18 protein-coding genes are annotated in these 17,320 nt (G+C 63.0%); 7 read left to right on the top strand and 11 right to left on the bottom strand.

Annotation, left to right across the window (positions count from 1 at the left end):
* Positions 1-78: 78 nt before the first annotated feature.
* Positions 79-1,101 carry an ABC transporter substrate-binding protein gene (locus BJF92_RS13835; RefSeq protein WP_425356472.1) on the bottom strand — a complete coding sequence of 341 codons (1,023 nt, stop codon included), beginning with the start codon at positions 1,099-1,101 and terminating at the stop codon, positions 79-81.
* A gap of 286 nt (positions 1,102-1,387) precedes the next feature.
* On the opposite strand from BJF92_RS13835, the gene BJF92_RS13830 reads away from it, so the two are divergent.
* Positions 1,388-2,419 (top strand): substrate-binding domain-containing protein, encoded by a 1,032-nt coding sequence (locus BJF92_RS13830; protein WP_245294756.1) that lies wholly within the window; start codon positions 1,388-1,390, stop codon positions 2,417-2,419.
* Between the two features lie 189 nt (positions 2,420-2,608).
* Entirely contained in the window at positions 2,609-2,944 is a 336-nt protein-coding gene (locus BJF92_RS24755; RefSeq protein ID WP_078058022.1) for a response regulator transcription factor, read from the top strand.
* Here BJF92_RS24755 and BJF92_RS13820 read toward each other — a convergent pair.
* The 7 genes from BJF92_RS13820 to BJF92_RS13790 all read right to left on the bottom strand — a co-directional run bounded on the left by BJF92_RS13820 (position 2,937) and on the right by BJF92_RS13790 (position 9,646).
* Entirely contained in the window at positions 2,937-3,731 is a 795-nt protein-coding gene (locus tag BJF92_RS13820) for an ABC transporter permease (RefSeq protein WP_075635326.1), read from the bottom strand. The two genes, BJF92_RS24755 and BJF92_RS13820, sit on opposite strands and share 8 nt — an antisense overlap.
* A 59-nt stretch (positions 3,732-3,790) precedes the next feature.
* Positions 3,791-4,627: an ABC transporter permease gene (locus BJF92_RS13815; RefSeq protein ID WP_245294755.1), complete on the bottom strand. Its 837-nt coding sequence runs from the start codon at positions 4,625-4,627 to the stop codon at positions 3,791-3,793.
* A 62-nt stretch (positions 4,628-4,689) separates the two neighbouring features.
* The gene (locus tag BJF92_RS13810) at positions 4,690-5,781 is read right to left on the bottom strand and encodes an ABC transporter ATP-binding protein (RefSeq protein ID WP_425356470.1); all 1,092 of its coding nucleotides are present in this window, start codon (positions 5,779-5,781) and stop codon (positions 4,690-4,692) included.
* A 212-nt stretch (positions 5,782-5,993) separates the two neighbouring features.
* Positions 5,994-7,034: an ABC transporter substrate-binding protein gene (locus BJF92_RS13805; RefSeq protein WP_075635324.1), complete on the bottom strand. Its 1,041-nt coding sequence runs from the start codon at positions 7,032-7,034 to the stop codon at positions 5,994-5,996.
* Positions 7,035-7,127: 93 nt separating this feature from the next.
* Entirely contained in the window at positions 7,128-7,793 is a 666-nt protein-coding gene (locus tag BJF92_RS13800; RefSeq protein WP_075635323.1) for an RraA family protein, read from the bottom strand.
* 14 nt (positions 7,794-7,807) lie between these two features.
* On the bottom strand, positions 7,808-8,611 hold the full coding sequence (locus tag BJF92_RS13795) for a carbon-nitrogen hydrolase family protein (protein WP_075635322.1): 804 nt from the start codon (positions 8,609-8,611) through the stop codon (positions 7,808-7,810).
* Between the two features lie 126 nt (positions 8,612-8,737).
* Positions 8,738-9,646, bottom strand: coding sequence for a LysR family transcriptional regulator (locus BJF92_RS13790; RefSeq protein WP_075635321.1), 909 nt, complete (start codon positions 9,644-9,646; stop codon positions 8,738-8,740).
* On the opposite strand from BJF92_RS13790, the gene BJF92_RS26260 reads away from it, so the two are divergent.
* The 4 genes from BJF92_RS26260 (at position 9,645) to BJF92_RS13775 (ending at position 12,796) form a co-directional block, all read left to right on the top strand.
* Positions 9,645-9,770 (top strand): hypothetical protein, encoded by a 126-nt coding sequence (locus BJF92_RS26260; protein WP_280938383.1) that lies wholly within the window; start codon positions 9,645-9,647, stop codon positions 9,768-9,770. The two genes, BJF92_RS13790 and BJF92_RS26260, sit on opposite strands and share 2 nt — an antisense overlap.
* Positions 9,771-9,973: 203 nt before the next feature.
* Positions 9,974-10,975 carry an SIS domain-containing protein gene (locus tag BJF92_RS13785; protein ID WP_075635320.1) on the top strand — a complete coding sequence of 334 codons (1,002 nt, stop codon included), beginning with the start codon at positions 9,974-9,976 and terminating at the stop codon, positions 10,973-10,975.
* 161 nt (positions 10,976-11,136) lie between these two features.
* Positions 11,137-11,847, top strand: a complete 711-nt coding sequence (locus tag BJF92_RS13780) for a GntR family transcriptional regulator (RefSeq protein WP_075635319.1) — start codon at positions 11,137-11,139, stop codon at positions 11,845-11,847.
* Positions 11,848-11,857: 10 nt separating this feature from the next.
* Entirely contained in the window at positions 11,858-12,796 is a 939-nt protein-coding gene (locus BJF92_RS13775) for an ornithine cyclodeaminase (protein ID WP_075635318.1), read from the top strand.
* A 189-nt stretch (positions 12,797-12,985) separates the two neighbouring features.
* Here the strand turns inward: BJF92_RS13775 and BJF92_RS13770 are convergent, their stop codons facing one another.
* The 3 genes from BJF92_RS13770 to BJF92_RS13760 form a co-directional block, all read right to left on the bottom strand.
* A complete protein-coding gene (locus BJF92_RS13770; protein ID WP_078058076.1) occupies positions 12,986-13,771 on the bottom strand; it encodes an amino acid ABC transporter ATP-binding protein in 786 nt (261 codons plus the stop codon).
* Positions 13,772-13,782: 11 nt separating this feature from the next.
* Complete coding sequence (locus tag BJF92_RS13765; RefSeq protein ID WP_075635316.1) at positions 13,783-14,706, bottom strand: amino acid ABC transporter permease; 924 nt, start codon at positions 14,704-14,706, stop codon at positions 13,783-13,785.
* A gap of 311 nt (positions 14,707-15,017) precedes the next feature.
* Positions 15,018-15,863 (bottom strand): ABC transporter substrate-binding protein, encoded by an 846-nt coding sequence (locus tag BJF92_RS13760; RefSeq protein ID WP_075635315.1) that lies wholly within the window; start codon positions 15,861-15,863, stop codon positions 15,018-15,020.
* Positions 15,864-16,105: 242 nt separating this feature from the next.
* Between BJF92_RS13760 and BJF92_RS13755 the strand changes: the two genes are divergently transcribed.
* Positions 16,106-17,209, top strand: a complete 1,104-nt coding sequence (locus tag BJF92_RS13755; RefSeq protein ID WP_075635314.1) for a LacI family DNA-binding transcriptional regulator — start codon at positions 16,106-16,108, stop codon at positions 17,207-17,209.
* The last annotated feature ends 111 nt before the right edge of the window (positions 17,210-17,320 follow it).

The raw sequence follows: 17,320 nt of genomic DNA, 5'->3' as shown, positions 1-17,320 counted from the left end.
GGGAAGCCTTCCTGATCAATCGGACCCGCCCGGCCGCGCTCTTCGGGAAGAGGGGCGGCCGGGCGGCTCTGGCGCGATTTACTGAATGCCGAGCTTCTTGCAGCCCGCCGCATATTCGCCGGTGCAGACTTCTGCGGCCGTCTGGATCTTCTTGTCGAAGATCTCCGCCTTGATGTTCTCGGCGGTGACGACGGCCGGAACGAAGAGTTCGGAGGGCGTGTCGTAGAGCGTCGTCTTGGCGTCCGGCTTCTCGCCCTTGGCGAGCTGAACGGCGACCTTCGCGGCAGCGGCGGCCACGACTTCCGAGGGCTTGGAGATCGTGTTGTACTGGTCGCCGGAGATGATCAGCTGCAGCGCGGCAATCGTCGCGTCATTGCCGGTCACGGGCGGCACGGGCTTGACGCCGGCGGCCTTGAAGGCAGCGATGGCCCCGCCGCCGGTGCCGTCATTGGCGGCGACCACGCCCTTGATCTCGGCGCCGAAGCGGGTGATCTGCCCTGCGGCCCATTCCTGCGCCTTCGGCGGCGCCCATTCCGGCGTGTCGAACTCGGCCAGCGTCTTGAAGCCGGATTCCTTGAGGGCGCGATGAACGCCGTCACGGATCAGGCCGGCGGCCGCGTCGGTCGGCGAACCGTTGATCTCCAGTACGCCGGCGCCTTCCTTGACGCCCGTTGCCTTGAGCTGATCGACCAGCGACTTGGCGATGGCATAGCCGATCTTCTCATTGTCGAACGAGACGTAGTAATCAGCCGGCTTGCCGGGGATCGGGCGGTCATAGGCCACGACCTTGACGCCCTGCGACTGGGCGATCTCGACCAGGCCGGCAGCGGCCGAGGAGTCGACGGGATCGATGACGACGACCTTGGCGCCCTGGGCGATCACCGAGTTGAACTGCTGCTGCTGCAGCGAAGCGTCGCCATTGGCGTTCTGGTAGATCACGGTGCAGGCGGCGCAAAGCTTGGACATCTCGGCCTTGAAGCCGGGGAAGTCGTGCTGCTCATAGCGCGTGGACGCCTGGTCGGGCATCAGGAAGGCCACCGTGTCGGCAGCGCTCGCCGCGGATGCGCCGCAGACGGCGGAAAGCGTGACGGCCGATGCCATCAGGACAGTGCTAATCTTCATTGTCTCCTCCGTGGGAATTCAAACCCGTTATCGTTCGAGGGCACTCCCGCACGCCATCTCCCGGACAGGACGACAAAGCTGCGCCCGCACCGCCGCTTGCGCCGCGGACCTGGCGACCCGTCACCGTCTTCAGAAGGGAATGCTCCCGGCCAGCCCTCCACTGCCAGCCTGTATCATCGATTGTGCATGTTTGCGCAATCGATGGAGCATTGATTGCCATGCGCCCGATTTGATGTCAAGCTACATCTTGAACAGGAGAAGATGCGTGCCGTTTCCGACCCGCCAGACCAAAAAGACGACCATTTACGACCTTGCCGAACTGGCGGGCACCTCGGCCAGCGCCGTGAGCGCGGTTCTGAACGGGACGTGGAAGAAGCGGCGCATCAGCGCCAAGCTCGCGGAGAAGGTGACGCGGCTGGCCGAGGAACAGGGCTACGCCGTCAACATGCAGGCGAGCCTTCTGCGCCGGGAAGGCTCGCGCATTCTCGGCATGATCGTGCCGAAGTATGACAACCGCTATTTCGGCTCGATCGTCGAGACCTTCGAGACCATGGCGCGCGAGCGCGGCCTGTTCCCGATCGTCACCTGCACGCGGCGCGATCCGGAACTGGAGGTGGAGGCGGCGCGCGAGATGCTGGCCTATCAGGTGGGATGGCTGATCGCCACCGGCGCCACCGATCCGGACAGGATCACCGATCTTTGCCTGAGCGCCGGCGTGCGCAGCCTTAATCTCGACCTGCCGGGCTCGCGCGCGCCATCGGTCATCTCCGACAATTTCGCCGGCGCTTACGGGCTGACGCGGCGGATCCTCGACAATTGTCGCGAACGGCTTGGCGAGACGATCCCGCTGATGTTCGTCGGTGGTCGCGCCAGCGACCACAATACCGCCGAGCGCCTGCGCGGTTTTACCGCCGCCCATCAGGATGCCGGTCTGGCCGTCGATCCCACGCTCCTTCTCCCCTGCGGCTATGCACCGGAAAAGGCCGAGGCGGCGCTGGAAGCGCGCCGCAGCGCCGGGCTTGCCATGCCGCGCGGCATGTTCGTCAATTCCACCATCTCGCTTGAAGGCGTGGTGCACTGGCTCAAGCGCGCGGGCCATGCCGGGCAGGATATGCCGGTCATGGGCTGCTTCGACTGGGATCCCTTCGTCACTCTGCTCGGCGGCGGCATTGAAATGGTCCGTCAGGACGTCCCGGCCATGCTGCGCACCGTGTTTTCCATCATCGACAGCGGCGTGGCCCCTGAGCCGATGATCAAGATCCCGCCCATCGACATGCATGAGTGGGTTGAATCCTGATCGTCCCTTGCCAGGCGCAGCTTGCATCAGGGCATGTGTCATAACCAGGTGTCGATGATAGGGACCTATCATCGACACCTGGTATTAGAGCCTGGGCGCGCCGCGCGAGCGGCAAAGTGATGCGCCAATACACGAACCGGAAATCGATCCCTTCCGGCCACGCCGGCACATTCGGAACCGAGCCATCTCATGAACATCTATTTCGAGATACAGCGCGATGCGACTGCATCGAGCGCGGCGAACCGGAGCAAGCCGCTCTCCCCGGATGCCTCTATACGGGGCTTGACCTCCCGGGAGGACGTGCTGGAACGCATGCGCTGGCGACTGTCCAACCGAGAAATCGCCCCGCGCCTGGAGATCAACCTCAATCCGGTCAGATCGCACACCAAAGACCTGTTCCACAAACTGGGTGTGAAAAGCCGGACGCCGGCTTTCCTGCTGATCACCTGCCATCCAGCAGAACGGGTTGCCGAAAGCAGCCACCCGCAATGGCGCGCAGAAACGCTGCGCTCCGCGGTCACTTGACGAACGTCTTCGTGAGTCCCGCCGTCCGGTCGACAATCAGAACCACGGCGAGCGTCAGGACGATCAGCAGCACGGAGACGGCGGCCACGAGCGGATCGGCCTGGTTTTCGACGTGCTGGTACAGGGCGACGGGGAGCGTGGTGATGCGGGGGCCTGTCAGGAAGAGGGAGATGACGGCCTCGTCGAAGGAGACCAGGAAGGACAGGGCGGCCGTCGCCACCATGCCGGGCATCATCATCGGCAGGGTGATGCGCCGGAAGACGGTAAGCGGGGAAGCCCCGAGCGTGGAGGCAGCTTCCTCCATGATGATCGGCAGACCGGACAGCGACGTGGTGAGCACACGCAGGGCATAGGGCAGCACGATGATCAGATGGGCGATCACGAGGCCCGGGAACGTCGCGAGCAGGCCCGCCCCGGCAAAGACGATGAGGATGGCAAGTCCGAGCACGATGGTCGGCAGGAGCAGCGGTGCGGTGAAAAGCGCCAGAAGCGCCTCCCCGCCGATCACCCGCATCCGCACGATCGCATAGGCGGCCGGCAGGGCGATGACCATGGCGAGCACCATCACGATGACGGCGAGCAGCGTGCTCGTGCCCAGCGCGCCGATCATCCGTGAATTGTCCATCAGCTCGATATACCAGCGCAGGCTCCAGCCCGAAGGCGGGAAACTCATATAGCTGTCAGCCGAAAAGGAGATCGGGACGACGAGAAGGACGGGCGCCAGCAGAAAGGCGAACATGACGAAGGCTGCAATCTTCAGCGCGGGCGAAACGGGGCGGTCTTCCATGATCAAACTCCTTTGCATCCTGTCCGGCGGGCCACCAAGGCGCCCCGCAGCCGGAAACCTCAGATGACGGCCCTGAGAAGCCTTGAATAGAGGACCAGCGCGGCGCCGAAGATAACGAGAACGATCATCGACAGCGTTGCGGCGAGAGGCCAGTTCAGCGTCACGATCGCCTGGTCATAAATTTCGGTGGCGAGCAGGAAGACGCGGCCGCCGCCGAGCAGCTTGGGCGTGATGAACGAGCTGACCGCCAGGACGAAGGACAAGAGGCAGCCGAGCGCGACGCCGGGCATGGTGAGCGGCACGACGATGCGCCAGAAGACCTTCCACGGCGAGGCGCCCAGCGTTTCGGCCGCTTCCTCGACGCGCGGGTCGAGCCGGCCGAAACCGGCGAGCAGCGCGAGGATCATGTAGGGCATCAGGATTTCCGTAAGGCCGATCACCACTCCGACCTTGTTGAAGATCAACCGCATCGCCTCCACACCGAAGGCCTTCAGCATGTTGTTGATCAGGCCGTCATCGGCCAGGATCGCGATCCAGCCATAGGTGCGCACCACGGCCGAGGTCAGAAGCGGCGAGATGACCAGCACGAGAAGAAAGGTCCGCCAGCGCCCCTTGGAGCGGTGCAGATAGAGTGCGATGGGATAGGACGCTACGAGCGTCAGCGCCGTGATCATCAGACTGGTCAGGATGCTCTGCACGATCAGCTCGATATAGTAGCTGTCGAAGAGCGTGGAGGACCAGTTGGCGAGCGTATAGGCCTCTCCGATGGTCGATCCACCAAGACTTTCGCGGAAGGACAGCAGCAACAGGTTGAAGACGGGCATGAGAAAGGCGAGCCCGTTGACGGCGATGATCGGGCCCAGCAGGAGCGTCGCGAGAGCGACGGTGGACGCCATGCCGGATCCCGGTCTTTCGCCTGCGGCATTCGCCGGCTGCGTGGTGGCGGCGGCCGCGGCGCTCATTGGCCTGCTCCGAAGACGAGCGTATCGGCAACGCGCCATGTCAGCGTAACAGGGCTGCCCGACGCCATCGGCGTTTCGCCACCCGTGGTGGCGCGCTCCACCGAGATGATCTGGTCGCCCGCCTGGATCTCGTAATTCAGGATGTCGCCGGCGTAATAGACATCGCGGATTTCGCCGCCGATGCTGTTGAGCGGCTCGCCGTCGAAATCCGGGCCCTTGTCCCCGGCCGGCGTCATGATCATGCGATGCGGGCGCACCATCAGGTCCACATTGCCCCGGCGCGAACCGGGCGCGCGCAAGGCAGCTCCTCCGACCGAGATGCGGTCGCCCTCTGCCACCCCGCTCAGCCGGTTGGTGCGGCCGACGAAGGAGGCGACGAAAGCAGTGGCCGGCCGCTCGTAAAGATCGCCCGGCGTGCCGATCTGCTCCAGGCGACCGCCGTTCAACACGGCAACCTTGTCGCACATGCTCAGCGCCTCCACCTGATCATGCGTGACGAAGATGGAGGTGATGCCGAGACGTTTCTGGATTCTTCGGATTTCCGCCCGCATCTCGTCGCGCAGCTTGGCGTCGAGATTGGACAGCGGCTCGTCGAACAGCAGGATGGATGGCTGGATGACGAGCGCGCGGGCCAGCGCCACGCGCTGCTGCTGGCCGCCAGACAGCTGCGCGGGCTTGCGGTCCTCGCGGCCCTCGAGCCGCACCAGCGCGATCGCCTCGCGGGCCCGCCGCTCGGCTTCCGCCACAGGGACCTTTCGCATTTCAAGACCGAACATGACGTTCTTCAGCACCGTCATATGCGGGAACAGCGCGTAGCTCTGGAATACCAGCCCGATATCGCGCCGGTACGGGGCCAGCCGCGTGACATCCTTTCCGTCGATGGAGATGGTCCCGGACGTCACTGGACAAAGACCGGCAATCATGCGCAGCGACGTGGACTTGCCGCAGCCGGAAGGGCCGAGAAAGGCGACCAGTTCGCCCTTGGGGATCTCCAGGGTGAGAGTGTCGACGGCGACCATCGTATCGTAACGCTTGGTCAGTGAACGGATCGAGAGGAATCCCGGCTGCATGGTCTGTGCGGTTCCCATTATGGCTTGTGCCTGTCGTTGCGGCAGCCGGCGCGAAATGCCGCATCGCACTGCCGGTGTCATTGCGCTTTCACGATTGCGGAGCCCCGATGGCTTTGCAAGACGTCGCGCCTGTTCGATGCCTTGGCGGCGGCCCGCGCCGACGATGCGTCGAGCCTCATGGGCGCTTGCCTCATGGGCACGGGCCTCGTGGACGCTGACCGCCGAAGACGTCAGCGGCTGAGCGGAATGACCTTGCGGCGCCAGTCCTGCGTGATCCGGTCCCGCACCGTCGACAGAGCGATCCAGTCCACCGGGATAACCTTGTCCATGGCCCCGATCACGGTGCGGTTGGCGACGTCGGGCGCCAGTTTCACCGCCGAATTGGTCGGCGCGTAATACATGGCGGCGGAGAAAGCGGACTGGGCCTGAGGGCTGAGCGCATAATCGACGAATTTGCGCGCGGCATCCGATGAGGGGCCGCCCTTGACGAGGTTGATCGTGTTCACCTGAAGGATCGTGCCCTCCTGCGGCAGGGCCACCTTCATCTTGCCATCGGATTTGTCGGCATTGACCTGGCTGCGCGCATTCCAGCCCACGCCCAGCGACACCTGACCGTTGATGACCGTCGGATAGACCTCCGGCTTCGGCTCCCAGGTCTGGACGTTGGGCGCGACCTCCGCCATGGCGTTCATGCCGGCGTTGATGTTCTGGATGAAATCCTTGCCGCCATTCATGCGGTCCATGATGATCGTCGTGCCGATGCCGACGATATCCGGCGCGCTCATCATCGCCACCTTGCCCTTCAGCGCCGGATCCTTCAGCGCGTTCCAGCTGGTCGGGGCCGTCTTGATGGCGTCGGTGTTGTAGATGAGGACGAGATTGTCGAAGGTGACGCCAACGCCCGCGACGCCCTCGAACTTGGCGTTCGGATAAAGATCGGCGTAATTCTTGGTCACGCTCTCGTCGACCTTGTCGAAAAGGCCTTCATCCGTCCCGGTTTTGGCAACGGAGACATCCATGATCGCGACATCGGTCTGCTGGGCCGCCTTCTGCGCACGCAGCACGCCGAGCATGGCTGCCGAGCCGGGCTGCGGGAAATATTCGACCTTGATATCCGGGTGGGCCGCCATGAAGGGCTCGATGACCGCCTTGGTATAGCGCTCCTGGAATAGGCCGCTATAGGCAAGCAGGGTCACGGTCTGCTGGGCATGGGCCGGGAGCGCGGTCGTGGCGAGCAGAAGGGCGCCGCTGAGAAAAATTGCCGTCTTCACTATCCTGTTCTCCTCATTGATTTTCATTTTTATGGGATTGCGTGTCTATCGGAAGGCAATGCGGCGGCCGCAGCCGCCGCCGGTCATGGCGTATCAGGCGCTGCGCTTGGCCTCCACGAGCTTGTTGGCGCCGGAAATATCCGGCAGCTTCTCCCCGGCCCGAAGGCGATCGAGAAGCACGATTTCGGCCTCCTGCATGGCGATGGCGCGTTCGGCGATGGCGCGGGCTTCGGCAGGACGCAGGACGACCACGCCGCTTTCATCACACAGAACGGCGTCGCCCGGATGAATCGTCTGTCCGCCGACGCTCACAGGCACGTTAAGGGCACCCTCGAGGCCCAGAAGCTTGGTGGTGATCGGCGAAGGGCCGCGGCACCACATCGGCATGTCGATCTTGGTGAATTCGGAAAAGTCGGTCGCCGGGCCGTCGATGACACCGGCCTTCACGCCGGCAAGCTTCATCGCATTGGTGATCACGCCGCCCCAGCAGGCGTGCCGGCGATCCCCGCAGCGGTCGATGACGACGATGTCGCCCGGACGGACGTGCTGCGTCAGGTAGTGCAGCAGCGTCGAGTCCGCATTGGGAATGCGCAGCGTGACCGCAGTGCCAGCCACGCGCTTGTTCGGCAGCACGGACTTGATGTCAGGATCGACGAAGCCGGAATGCAGCACATGGCCGATCGTGGCGACCTCGACCTTTTCGAGAAGATCGACGAGCTCGGCGTCGATCTGTTCAGGCATGGAGTTGATAACGAACATGGATCTGCTTCCGATCAAAGAACGTGGTGCTGGGCCACCGGCACATTGGCGCGGACGGTGGCGGTGTGATCGAAATCGAGCGAAGCGCTGGTGAAGCCGACGCGATCGGAGCACTGGGCGACGACATGGCCCCAGGGATCGATGACCATCGAATGACCCCAGCAGGCCTTGCGCCCGGCCGCATGCGTGCCGATCTGCCCGACCGCCATGAAATAGGTCTGCGTCTCGATGGCGCGGGCGCGGGCCAGCACCTCCCAGTGGTCCTTGCCGGTCATCAGCGTGAAGGCGGCAGGAAGAACGATGATATCGGCGCCCTTGTCGCGCAGGGCGCGGAACAGTTCGGGAAAACGAATGTCGTAGCAGATGGCGCAGCCGACCGTGCGGTCGCCGACTGCGTAGGTCACAACCTCTTCGCCGCGGGCGACCGAGTCGGACTCGCGGTAGCTGATCCCGTTCGGGGTATCGACATCGAACAGATGGATCTTGCGGTAGCGTGCGATCTGCTGCCCGTCCGGACCGAAGACCAGCGTCGCGTTATAGAAGTTGTTGCCTTCCTTCTCCACGATGGAGCCGGCATGAAGTGTGATGCCATGCTGCTTCGCCAAGCCGGAGAGGAGCGTATACACCTCCCCGCCAGGAAATTCTTCGCCGCTCGCATGCATTTCCGCGGGGTTATCGCCAAGAAATGCGAAGTATTCAGGAAGAATGACAAGATCCGGATTGTCCGATCTGACAGCATCCTCAATCAGACGAGCGGCAGTTTTAAGGTTCTCCGCCTTGTCGTCCTGTGAGTTCATCTGAACAAGTGAAACTCTCACGTTGATTTCCTCTCGTGTTGCGAAAGGGATTAAGGGCCGCGCCGGTTTGATTGACAAACGGAAAAACTCTATCGGCACCCATAAGGAAAGCTTATAGATTAAGCATTTTGCAGTGCAGTATAAAAATTAGGCAAGCGCCGTCATCCAGGCATTGACCGTTTCCGCCACGATCTCGCGGGCCATCTGGGCGATGGCGCGCGCCAGTGCGTTGTCGCCGCGATCCTGGTAGACGGCGTGGAAGATCAGAGGCGGGACAACGGGCGAAATGGCCAGCACGCGCGCCTCGCCGGAGCGGATGATGTCTTCCACGAGCACGCGCGGCAAGGCACCGACCCCGACACCGGCGGCGACAAGCCGCGTCATGATCGACAGCGAGTTGGAATTGTAGATCCGGCTGTCGGAGAGGCCATGCGCATCCAGCATGGCGCGCAGCGCCTGATGCGGTTGCGAGCCTGCCGAAAAGGTCAGAAGCGGAAAATGCGCAATATCGTCAAGCGTAAGGCTGCCTTCCGGCAGATCCAGACCGGTCGCCCCGACCCAGCAGGACTCGAAGATGCAAAGGGGCGCGCTGTAGATTTCCGGCGCCAGCACCGGCCCCATGATGAAGCCCAGATCGATGTCGCCGCCCTGGATGCGTTGCGAGATCTTCAGGCTCGTATCGATGCTGAGATCGAGGCTGACACCCGGATACTGTTCGTTCATGCGCCGGATGAGCAGGGGCAGCCAGGCATAGACGATCGTATCGGCGGCCCCCAGCCGGATCGTGCCTCTCAGCGCCTCGCGGCGGCTGACGGTCTGGCGGAACTCGCCGGTCAGGCTGACGATCTTTTCAGCATGCTCCAGCGCCAGACGCCCGGCCTGCGTCAAGTTTACGCAGCGCACATCGCGGGTAAAGAGCGTCACCCCCAGCTCCCGCTCCAGGGCCGCGATGCGATTGGAAACCGACGCCTGCGTGGTGTGCAGCCTTTCCGCTGCCGCGGAAAAACTGCTCAGGCGCGCGGCCCAGATGAAGGTCTCAAGAAATCGCGTATTCATGGACGTTTTCGATCAAACGGATTTTCATTCGGTGTTTGTCGCAAAAATCAAACCACCTCTCAATTGTCCCGGTGCTGTTGAAGGAGTTCAAACCGGCGCGCTGAACCGCCTCGGGCCGGCCTGAGGCTCCGACTTTTGAGAAAGCGGAGCGATTATGACCAGGATAGCGATCAAATTATAACTGGAAAGCATGGATTGGGCAGACCAGCACCACTTTTGCCCCGGAATGAGAACGCTCTCAAAATCTTTGCCTGAGACGGCTTAGCCCGCTTGACGCGATTGGCAGGCATATAATACGTATTATGACGTCTTATAGAAAGGTACGTCATGCCCCTTCCCTTCGCCTTTGATCCCGGCGTCGTCGCCGCGCTGTCCGCCTTCGATGCCACATCGGTCAGGCATGTCTTCTTCGTCGCCTGCGGCGGCTCGCTGTCGATCATGCATCCGGCCAAGTTCTTGCTCGACCAGCATGCGCCCTTGCCTTCGGATGTTTACAACGCTGCCGAATTCGTGGCCCGCGCGCCCCGGTCGCTCGACCGCAATTCTTTGGTCATTCTCTGCTCGATGACCGGCACCACAAAGGAGACCACCGCCGCGGCCGAATTCGCGCGGTCGAAGGGTGCCACCACCATCGGCATGACCATCGCGCCCGCCTCCCCGCTCGCCAAGGCGGTCGATCACGTCGTCTCCTTCGAAGCGCCCTACACGACCGGCGTTCCCATCGACGCAAAAAACAGCAATTATGCCAGGATCTACCAGATCGTCATGGGCCTCGTGGCGCTGACCGGCGGGGAGGATCTGACGGAGGCGTTGATCCGCAGCCTGGCAGCCCTGCAGACCGCGATCGACCGGGCGCACAGCGCTTTCGCCCCGATGTTCGAGGACTACGCGACGCGCTTCGCGAAGGAAGACGTGATCTATACGGTCGCCAGCGGCGCAAGCTACGGCGCGGCCTATTCCTTCTCCATCTGCGTGCTCATGGAAATGCAGTGGATCAACAGCCAGGCGATCCATGCCAATGAGTTCTTCCACGGCCCCTTCGAGGTGCTGGACAAGGACCGCGCCTTCATCCTCCTCAAGGGGCTCGACAGCACGCGCCCGCTGGAACAGCGCGCCGACGAATTCCTGCACCGCTTCGGTTCGGCCGAGAGCATCCTGGTTCTCGATGCGGAGAAACTCGATCTCTCCGGCATCGACCCGCAGTTCCAGGGCAATGTCGTGCCGCTGATCTTCTTCGACACGCTCTGGCGTTTCGCCTATAAGATCGCCGACCTGCGAAAGCACGAAATGCTTGAGGGGCGGCGCTACATGAAGAAGATCAGCTACTGACCGTCTGTCCGATCATCGCCGTTGGCCGCCTGCAAATGGCAATTTCCGCGCTTCCGGTGCTCACGGACCTCAAGTACGCTGCGCTCCGGTTCTCGAAATCACCATTTTCGGCAGACCGACAGCTAGTCTTGAACAGACTGTGAGAAAGCCTGGAAGAGCGGATGGACGATCAAGCAAACCTCTTGCCGCTCTATGAACAGGTCAGGCGTGCCATCGTCGCCGGGATCGATGACGGCCAGTTCGCCGAGGGCAGTTTTCTGCCGCCCGAGCCGGACCTGATGGACCGCTATGGCGTCAGCCGGATCACGCTGCGGCGCGCCATCGGCGACCTCTGTGCCGATGGCCGCCTTCAGCGACAGCAGGGCCGCGGCACCATCGTCATGCCGCGCAAGGTGCGCCAGACGCTGGTGTCTCTCTCCGGCTTTTCTGAAACCATGGACGGGCTCGGCCGGAAGGCCGGGCACCGCATTCTCGCGCGCGTCGACAATCCCGATACGCCTGTCATCCGCGACCGGCTGCAGGCCAAAGCCCTGATCCGCTTCGACCGGCTGCTCGAAGACGATGGCCGGCCGATGACGCTGGAGACCCTCTGGTTCGATGCCCATCGTTTTCCCGAGGTGGTCGAACCGGTGGCCGCCGGCGGCTCCTTCTTCGCGGCCCTGCGCGAGGAGGCCGGCATCGAGCCGGCGCATGCGGAGCGGCAGATCGACGTCGGCCTCGCCACATCAGAGGAACGCGCCATCCTTTCCGTCAGTGCCACCCAGCCTGTCTACCGCATCGAGAAGATCGTGACAGACGCCGGCGGGCGCCCGTTGGCTCTGTCGCAACTGGTCACGCCCAGCCATCTGGTCACCTATACGATCAAGACCTGAAAGGTCCGCCATGCATGTTTTCGACGCTGATGCCGTTCACGCGGCACTTCCCTGGCCGTTTCTGATCGAGGCGCTGCGGCACGCGCATCTCGGTAAGACGCCGGCATCCGATGTTGTCGTGCAGTCTGATCCGGCCGGCGGCGAAGCCCAGTTCGTCACGCTGCCAGGCTGGGCACCCGGTGGCCCGATCGTGGTGAAGATGGTCGGTGTCTTTCCGCAGAACGCGGCGCTCGAGCCGCCGCAACCCGCCGTCCAGGGGCTGGTCGCGCTGTTTGACGGCAAGACCGGGGGTCCGCTGCTGATTGCCGATGGCGCGGCCATGACGGCGCGCAAAACCGCCGCCGATTCCGCGCTCGGCGCCAGCATCCTCGCGCGGGAGGATGTCGAGGAACTGCTGATCGTCGGCGCCGGCGCGCTGGCCCCGCATTTCGTTGCGGCACATCTGGCCGCGCGCCCGTCGCTCCGGCGGGTCACGATCTGGAACCGGACGGCCGCCCGCGCGCATGCTGTTGCCGCCGAGCTTCGACAACAGGAGATCGACGCCGCAGTCGGCGAGGATCTCGACGCCGCCGTCGCCCGCGCCGATATCGTGTCCTGCGTCACCATGTCGGACAAGGCCCTGGTCAAGGGCGCCCTGCTGCGGCCGGGCACCCATCTCGATCTTGTCGGCGCCTATCTGCCCACGCTCCGCGAAGCCGACGATACGGCGCTCGCACGCGGCACGATCTTCGTCGACAGCCGCAACAACATGAAAAGCAGTGGCGATCTTTCGCAGGCCGTTGCATCGGGCTCCATCAGCTGGGACGCGGTAAAGGCCGATCTTTTCGAGTTGATTCAGGGAAAGAGCGAGGGCCGCACCGGCGCCGACCAGATCACCGTGTTCAAGAACAACGGCGGCGCGCATCTTGATCTCTTCACCGCATCGGCCCTGTCGCAGACCCTTGCCTGAAGCGACGGGCGCAGGGTCAAGATCCTGCGCCAGGTTTCGGTGTTCCCGCTTATTGTGCAGAAACGCTGCAGAGATTTGCGCAACATAGTCTTGAGGAAGCATCGGACCGAAAGCGACATCGGTCCGGTGCTTCATTCGCGATTGGCCTATCCTACAAAACCGGAGAGTCTGGCATAGCGCCTGTCTTGATCACGCCGCCAGAACGCGCGCCAGAAACGCGCGCGTGCGATCATGCTGCGGGCGCGTCAGCACATCCGCCGGCCGCCCCTCCTCCACAACCACCCCGCCATCCATGAAGATCAGATGGTCGGCGACATCGCGCGCAAAGCCCATTTCATGGGTTACGACGACCATCGTCATCCCATCATCGGCAAGCTGACGCATGACGGCCAGCACTTCGCCGACAAGCTGCGGGTCGAGCGCCGAGGTCGGTTCGTCGAACAGCATCACATCAGGCTTCATCGCCAGCGAGCGGGCGATGGCGGCGCGCTGCTGCTGCCCGCCGGAAAGCTGGGCGGGATAGTAACTCGCCCGCTGCTTCATGCCGACGCGCTCCAGAAGCACCATCGCTTCCTCGACCGCTGCGGCGCGCGCAACGCGCTTGACCAGAACCGGCGCCTCGATGACATTTTCGAGCACGGTCTTATGGGGAAAAAGGTGGAAGCCCTGAAATACCATCCCCATCCGCTGGCGCTGGCGGGCCAGTTCGTTGAAGCTCATCTCATAGAGCCGCTCGCCCTTCCAGCGAACGCCGACCGGCTCGCCATTGAGGAAGATCGCGCCGCCCGTTGGCCTTTCCAGATAGTTGAGGCATCGCAGCAATGTGCTCTTGCCGGAGCCGGAAGGGCCGACGATGCAGGTCACATCGCCGCGCATCACCGCGACATCGATGCCGCGCAGCACCTCATGGGTGCCGAAGCTCTTGCGCAGGCGCTCGACCTTCAACAGGGGTTCGCCGCGCACGGGATCGTTCATCACGTCATTCATCACAGGGCCTCCTGCTGGCGCGCAAAGAGGCGGAACGGCAGGAAGCCCGCCCTTTTCCCAGAGCCCGCGCGGTCTTCGGATTTTAAACGGTGCTCGATGGCATGCTCGACGGCAGTCAGGATCGTGGTGAGCACGAGATACCAGATGGTCGCCACCAGCAGCAGCGGCACGGTCTGATAGGTGCGCGCATAAATCATCTGCGCGGAATAGAGCAGATCCGGCAGCGCGAGCACGGAAACGAGCGAGGTGAATTTCAGCATCGAGATCGTGTCGTTGCCGATCGGCGGAATGACGATACGCAGCGCCTGCGGCAGGACGATGCGGCGAAGTGTCTGGCCGCGCGTCATGCCGAGCGTGGCAGCGGCTTCCGTCTGGCCGGCATTGACGGCCTGGATGCCGGCGCGGATCATCTCGGCCGCATAGGCGCTTTCGGTGAAGGCAAGCCCCATGATGGCGGCGCTGAAGGGGTTGATCAGCTCATTGGTGTTCCACGACACAAGCTTTGGCCCGCCAAAGGGAATCCCCAGTGAAATCTCCGGCAGGAGCAGCGCCAGATTGTACCAGAAGATCATCTGCACGAGCGGCGGCACGCCGCGAAAGAACCAGATCCAGCCCCAGCTGACCGCCTGAAAGACGCTGCTGGCCGACAGGCGCATGATGGCAAGCAAGACGCCGATCGCCAGCCCCAGCACCATGGCAAGCGCGGTGAGAAGCAGCGTCATGCCAAGCCCGGCGAGGATCGCAGGACTGAACATGTGGGCGGCGACGACGCCCCATTGCATATTTTTGTTGGTGACAAGCACCTGCACCAGCACGAGGGCAAGGATCGCCAGCACGACGCCGCCGATCCAGTGTCCGATCTTCGGCACCGCGATGGGCTTCACATCATGGATCGAGGGGCGCGAAAATGGTTTTTCAGACATTGTCATTCCCAAGGGCATGTCCGGCCGGAGCGTGATCGCCTCAACCTAGGACAATGCAGCAAAAACAAAGGCATGGAACGTTGATGGTGATGCGGGGATCGCCTGCAGGCTCCAGCGACCGTCCGGGCTGTCTCGCCGGCCCGAAGCATGCCTCGGGCCGGTATCGCCTTACAGGCTGTTCAAGAATGGCTGTCGGTCTGCCGAAAATGGTGATTTCGAGAACCGGAGCGCAGCGTCCTTAAGGGCCGTGAGCACCGGAAGCACAGACATTGCCATTTGCAGGCGGCCAACGGCGATTGTCGGACAGACTGTTAGAGATCGGCCGGGCGCTCTTCCGTGATCAGCAGAGCCTTGCTCAGCATGCCGCTGTCGTTCAGGCCCCACTTGGCCATGATCTTCTCATAAGTGCCATCATCGATCATGGACTGGATCGCGTCGGTCAGCACCTGCCCGAGAGGATCGCCCTTGCGGACTCCGATGCAGCTGTTGACCGGAGAAAGCGCCAGCTCGGAGACCTTCAGGTCGCCTGTCTGCTTGGCCATATAGGCCAGCTTGACCGATCCGCCGATATTGGCCTGCGCCCGGTTGGAGCGGACCGCAAGCTCGGCCTGCGCCTGCGAGCCATGGGTCTGCATGATCACCGGCTTGTCCTTGCACTCATTGGCGTTGAGCTTTTCGAGAATGCCGATGTCCCAGGCGCCGTTGAGGACGGCGACCGTCAGGCCGCAGACGTCGGAGGGCGACTTGATGTCGAGCTTGCTCTCCTTCGGATAGGCGAAGGAGGTGCCGATCCGGCGCTGGGAGACGAAATCGAGCATCTTCAGCCGCTCCGCCGTCGGGCCGAAAGACGAGAAGCCGGCGTCGAACCGCTTGGATTGCAGGCCGGGAATGATGGCATCGAAGCTCGTGCCTTCGAAGGTGAAGGTCACGCCGAGACGCTGCTCCATTTCCTTGGCGAGATCGACGCTCCACCCCTTCAGCTGGCCATCGGCATCCTGAAACTCATCCGGCGCCCAGTCGTTGAAGACCGCCGCCTTGATGCCCTTGTCCTTGTATTCCTGCGGCAGTGCATCGTGCAGAGCGGGAATGACCTCGGCCAGCGCCGGCATCGCAAGCGCAATGCTCAGAACGCATCCGGCGAAAATGGATTTCAACATGACGACCTCCTGGTTGTGGCGAGCCTGTGAGCTCGGCAGCGCTCTCTGGTTCCCCTGTTTTCGGTTAAGAGAACGTTCTCACACATCAGACACGGAGATGGGCCGGGCGTCAAGCACCGTAGGGCAACATTGAGCAGGTCGGACATGTTGAAAACCATCTTCATTCGGTCTAACGCTGCGGAAGACATAATATTTCATGCCAGCCGAAATCTGATAATTTCTCAATTTTGGCGGCGAGAAGTGTGAGAGGATTGCCAGTGGTGCCGAAGAACAAGGCAACGATCACCGATGTTGCGCGGGCCGCTGGCGTCTCCACCGCAACCGCAGGGCGGGTGCTCGGCGGCTATGGCCATACCAGCGAAGACAAGAAGGAACAGGTCCTCAAGGCCGCCCAAAGCCTAGGCTATCGACCCAATGCGCTGGCGCGCAGCCTCATCACGGGCAAGACCCGCACGCTCGGCGTGGTGGCAGGCGATATCCAGAGCCCGTTCTACGCCTCGGTTCTGCGCGGCATTTCCAACGTGGCGGAAGCCAACGGGTTCGGACTGCTGATCACCAACAGCGACGAAGCGCAATCCAAGGAGGTGCGCTCGGTCGAGCTTCTGGCGCAGAAGCAGGTGGACGGCCTGATCGTCACCCCAAGCGATACGCGAAAGGCCCGGCATCTGCACAATCTGCGCGCCATGGGCGTTCCCCTCGTCCTCATCGATCGCGCCGTCGCAGGCTTGATGGTGGACCGCGTCGCCACCGACAACATCGCCGCCGCCGAACACGCCGTGCGCCATCTGATCGCAGCCGGCCATCGCCGAATCGGCATTGTGGCAGAACTCGTGGATGAAGACGGTGGCGGCTTGGCCGCATTCCTCAACCGCGCCATCGCCGGAGATCCGATCGAAACAGAGACGCTTTATCCAAGCTGGCAGCGCCTTCTGGGCTATGTCAGAGCCCACCGCATCGAAGGCTTGTCCGTCGATCCGCGGCTGACATTGAGGGCCGGAAGCTATTCCGCTCAAGCCGCGCAAGCGGTCGTGCCGAGCCTCATGGCCGCCGCCGAAGCGCCGACGGCGCTCTTCACCACCGATGGCACCATGTCAGAGGGTGCAATGCGCGCCCTCAACGAACTGCAGATTTCGATCCCGGGGGATGTGTCGATCATCTGTTTCGACGATCTCGACTGGATGAGCTTTCACCGGCCCGGAATCACCACAATCTCCCAGCCGCGCCTGGCCATGGGCGAGGCCGCCGCACGCATGCTGCTGGAGCGCATTCGCGGCGAGGAGTATCCTCCGCGCACTGTCTTGATGCCTGCGGAATTGATCGAACGCGGCTCCGTCGCCCGGCTGTGATCCCACAGCGCTTGAAGCGGGCGCCAGGATCGCGCTGACGCAGTTTCTCCTCCTCTCCCCGAAGGGCGTGACGCGCGAAACCATTTGCGTTTCTCGCGCGGCTCTGCAAAT

Source organism: Xaviernesmea rhizosphaerae (genome assembly GCF_001938945.1).
In the GTDB taxonomy this organism is placed as follows: Bacteria; Pseudomonadota; Alphaproteobacteria; order Rhizobiales; family Rhizobiaceae; genus Xaviernesmea; species Xaviernesmea rhizosphaerae.
The sequence above is the reverse complement of the archived record's forward strand: the minus strand, read 5'-3'. Positions and strand labels throughout refer to the sequence as shown.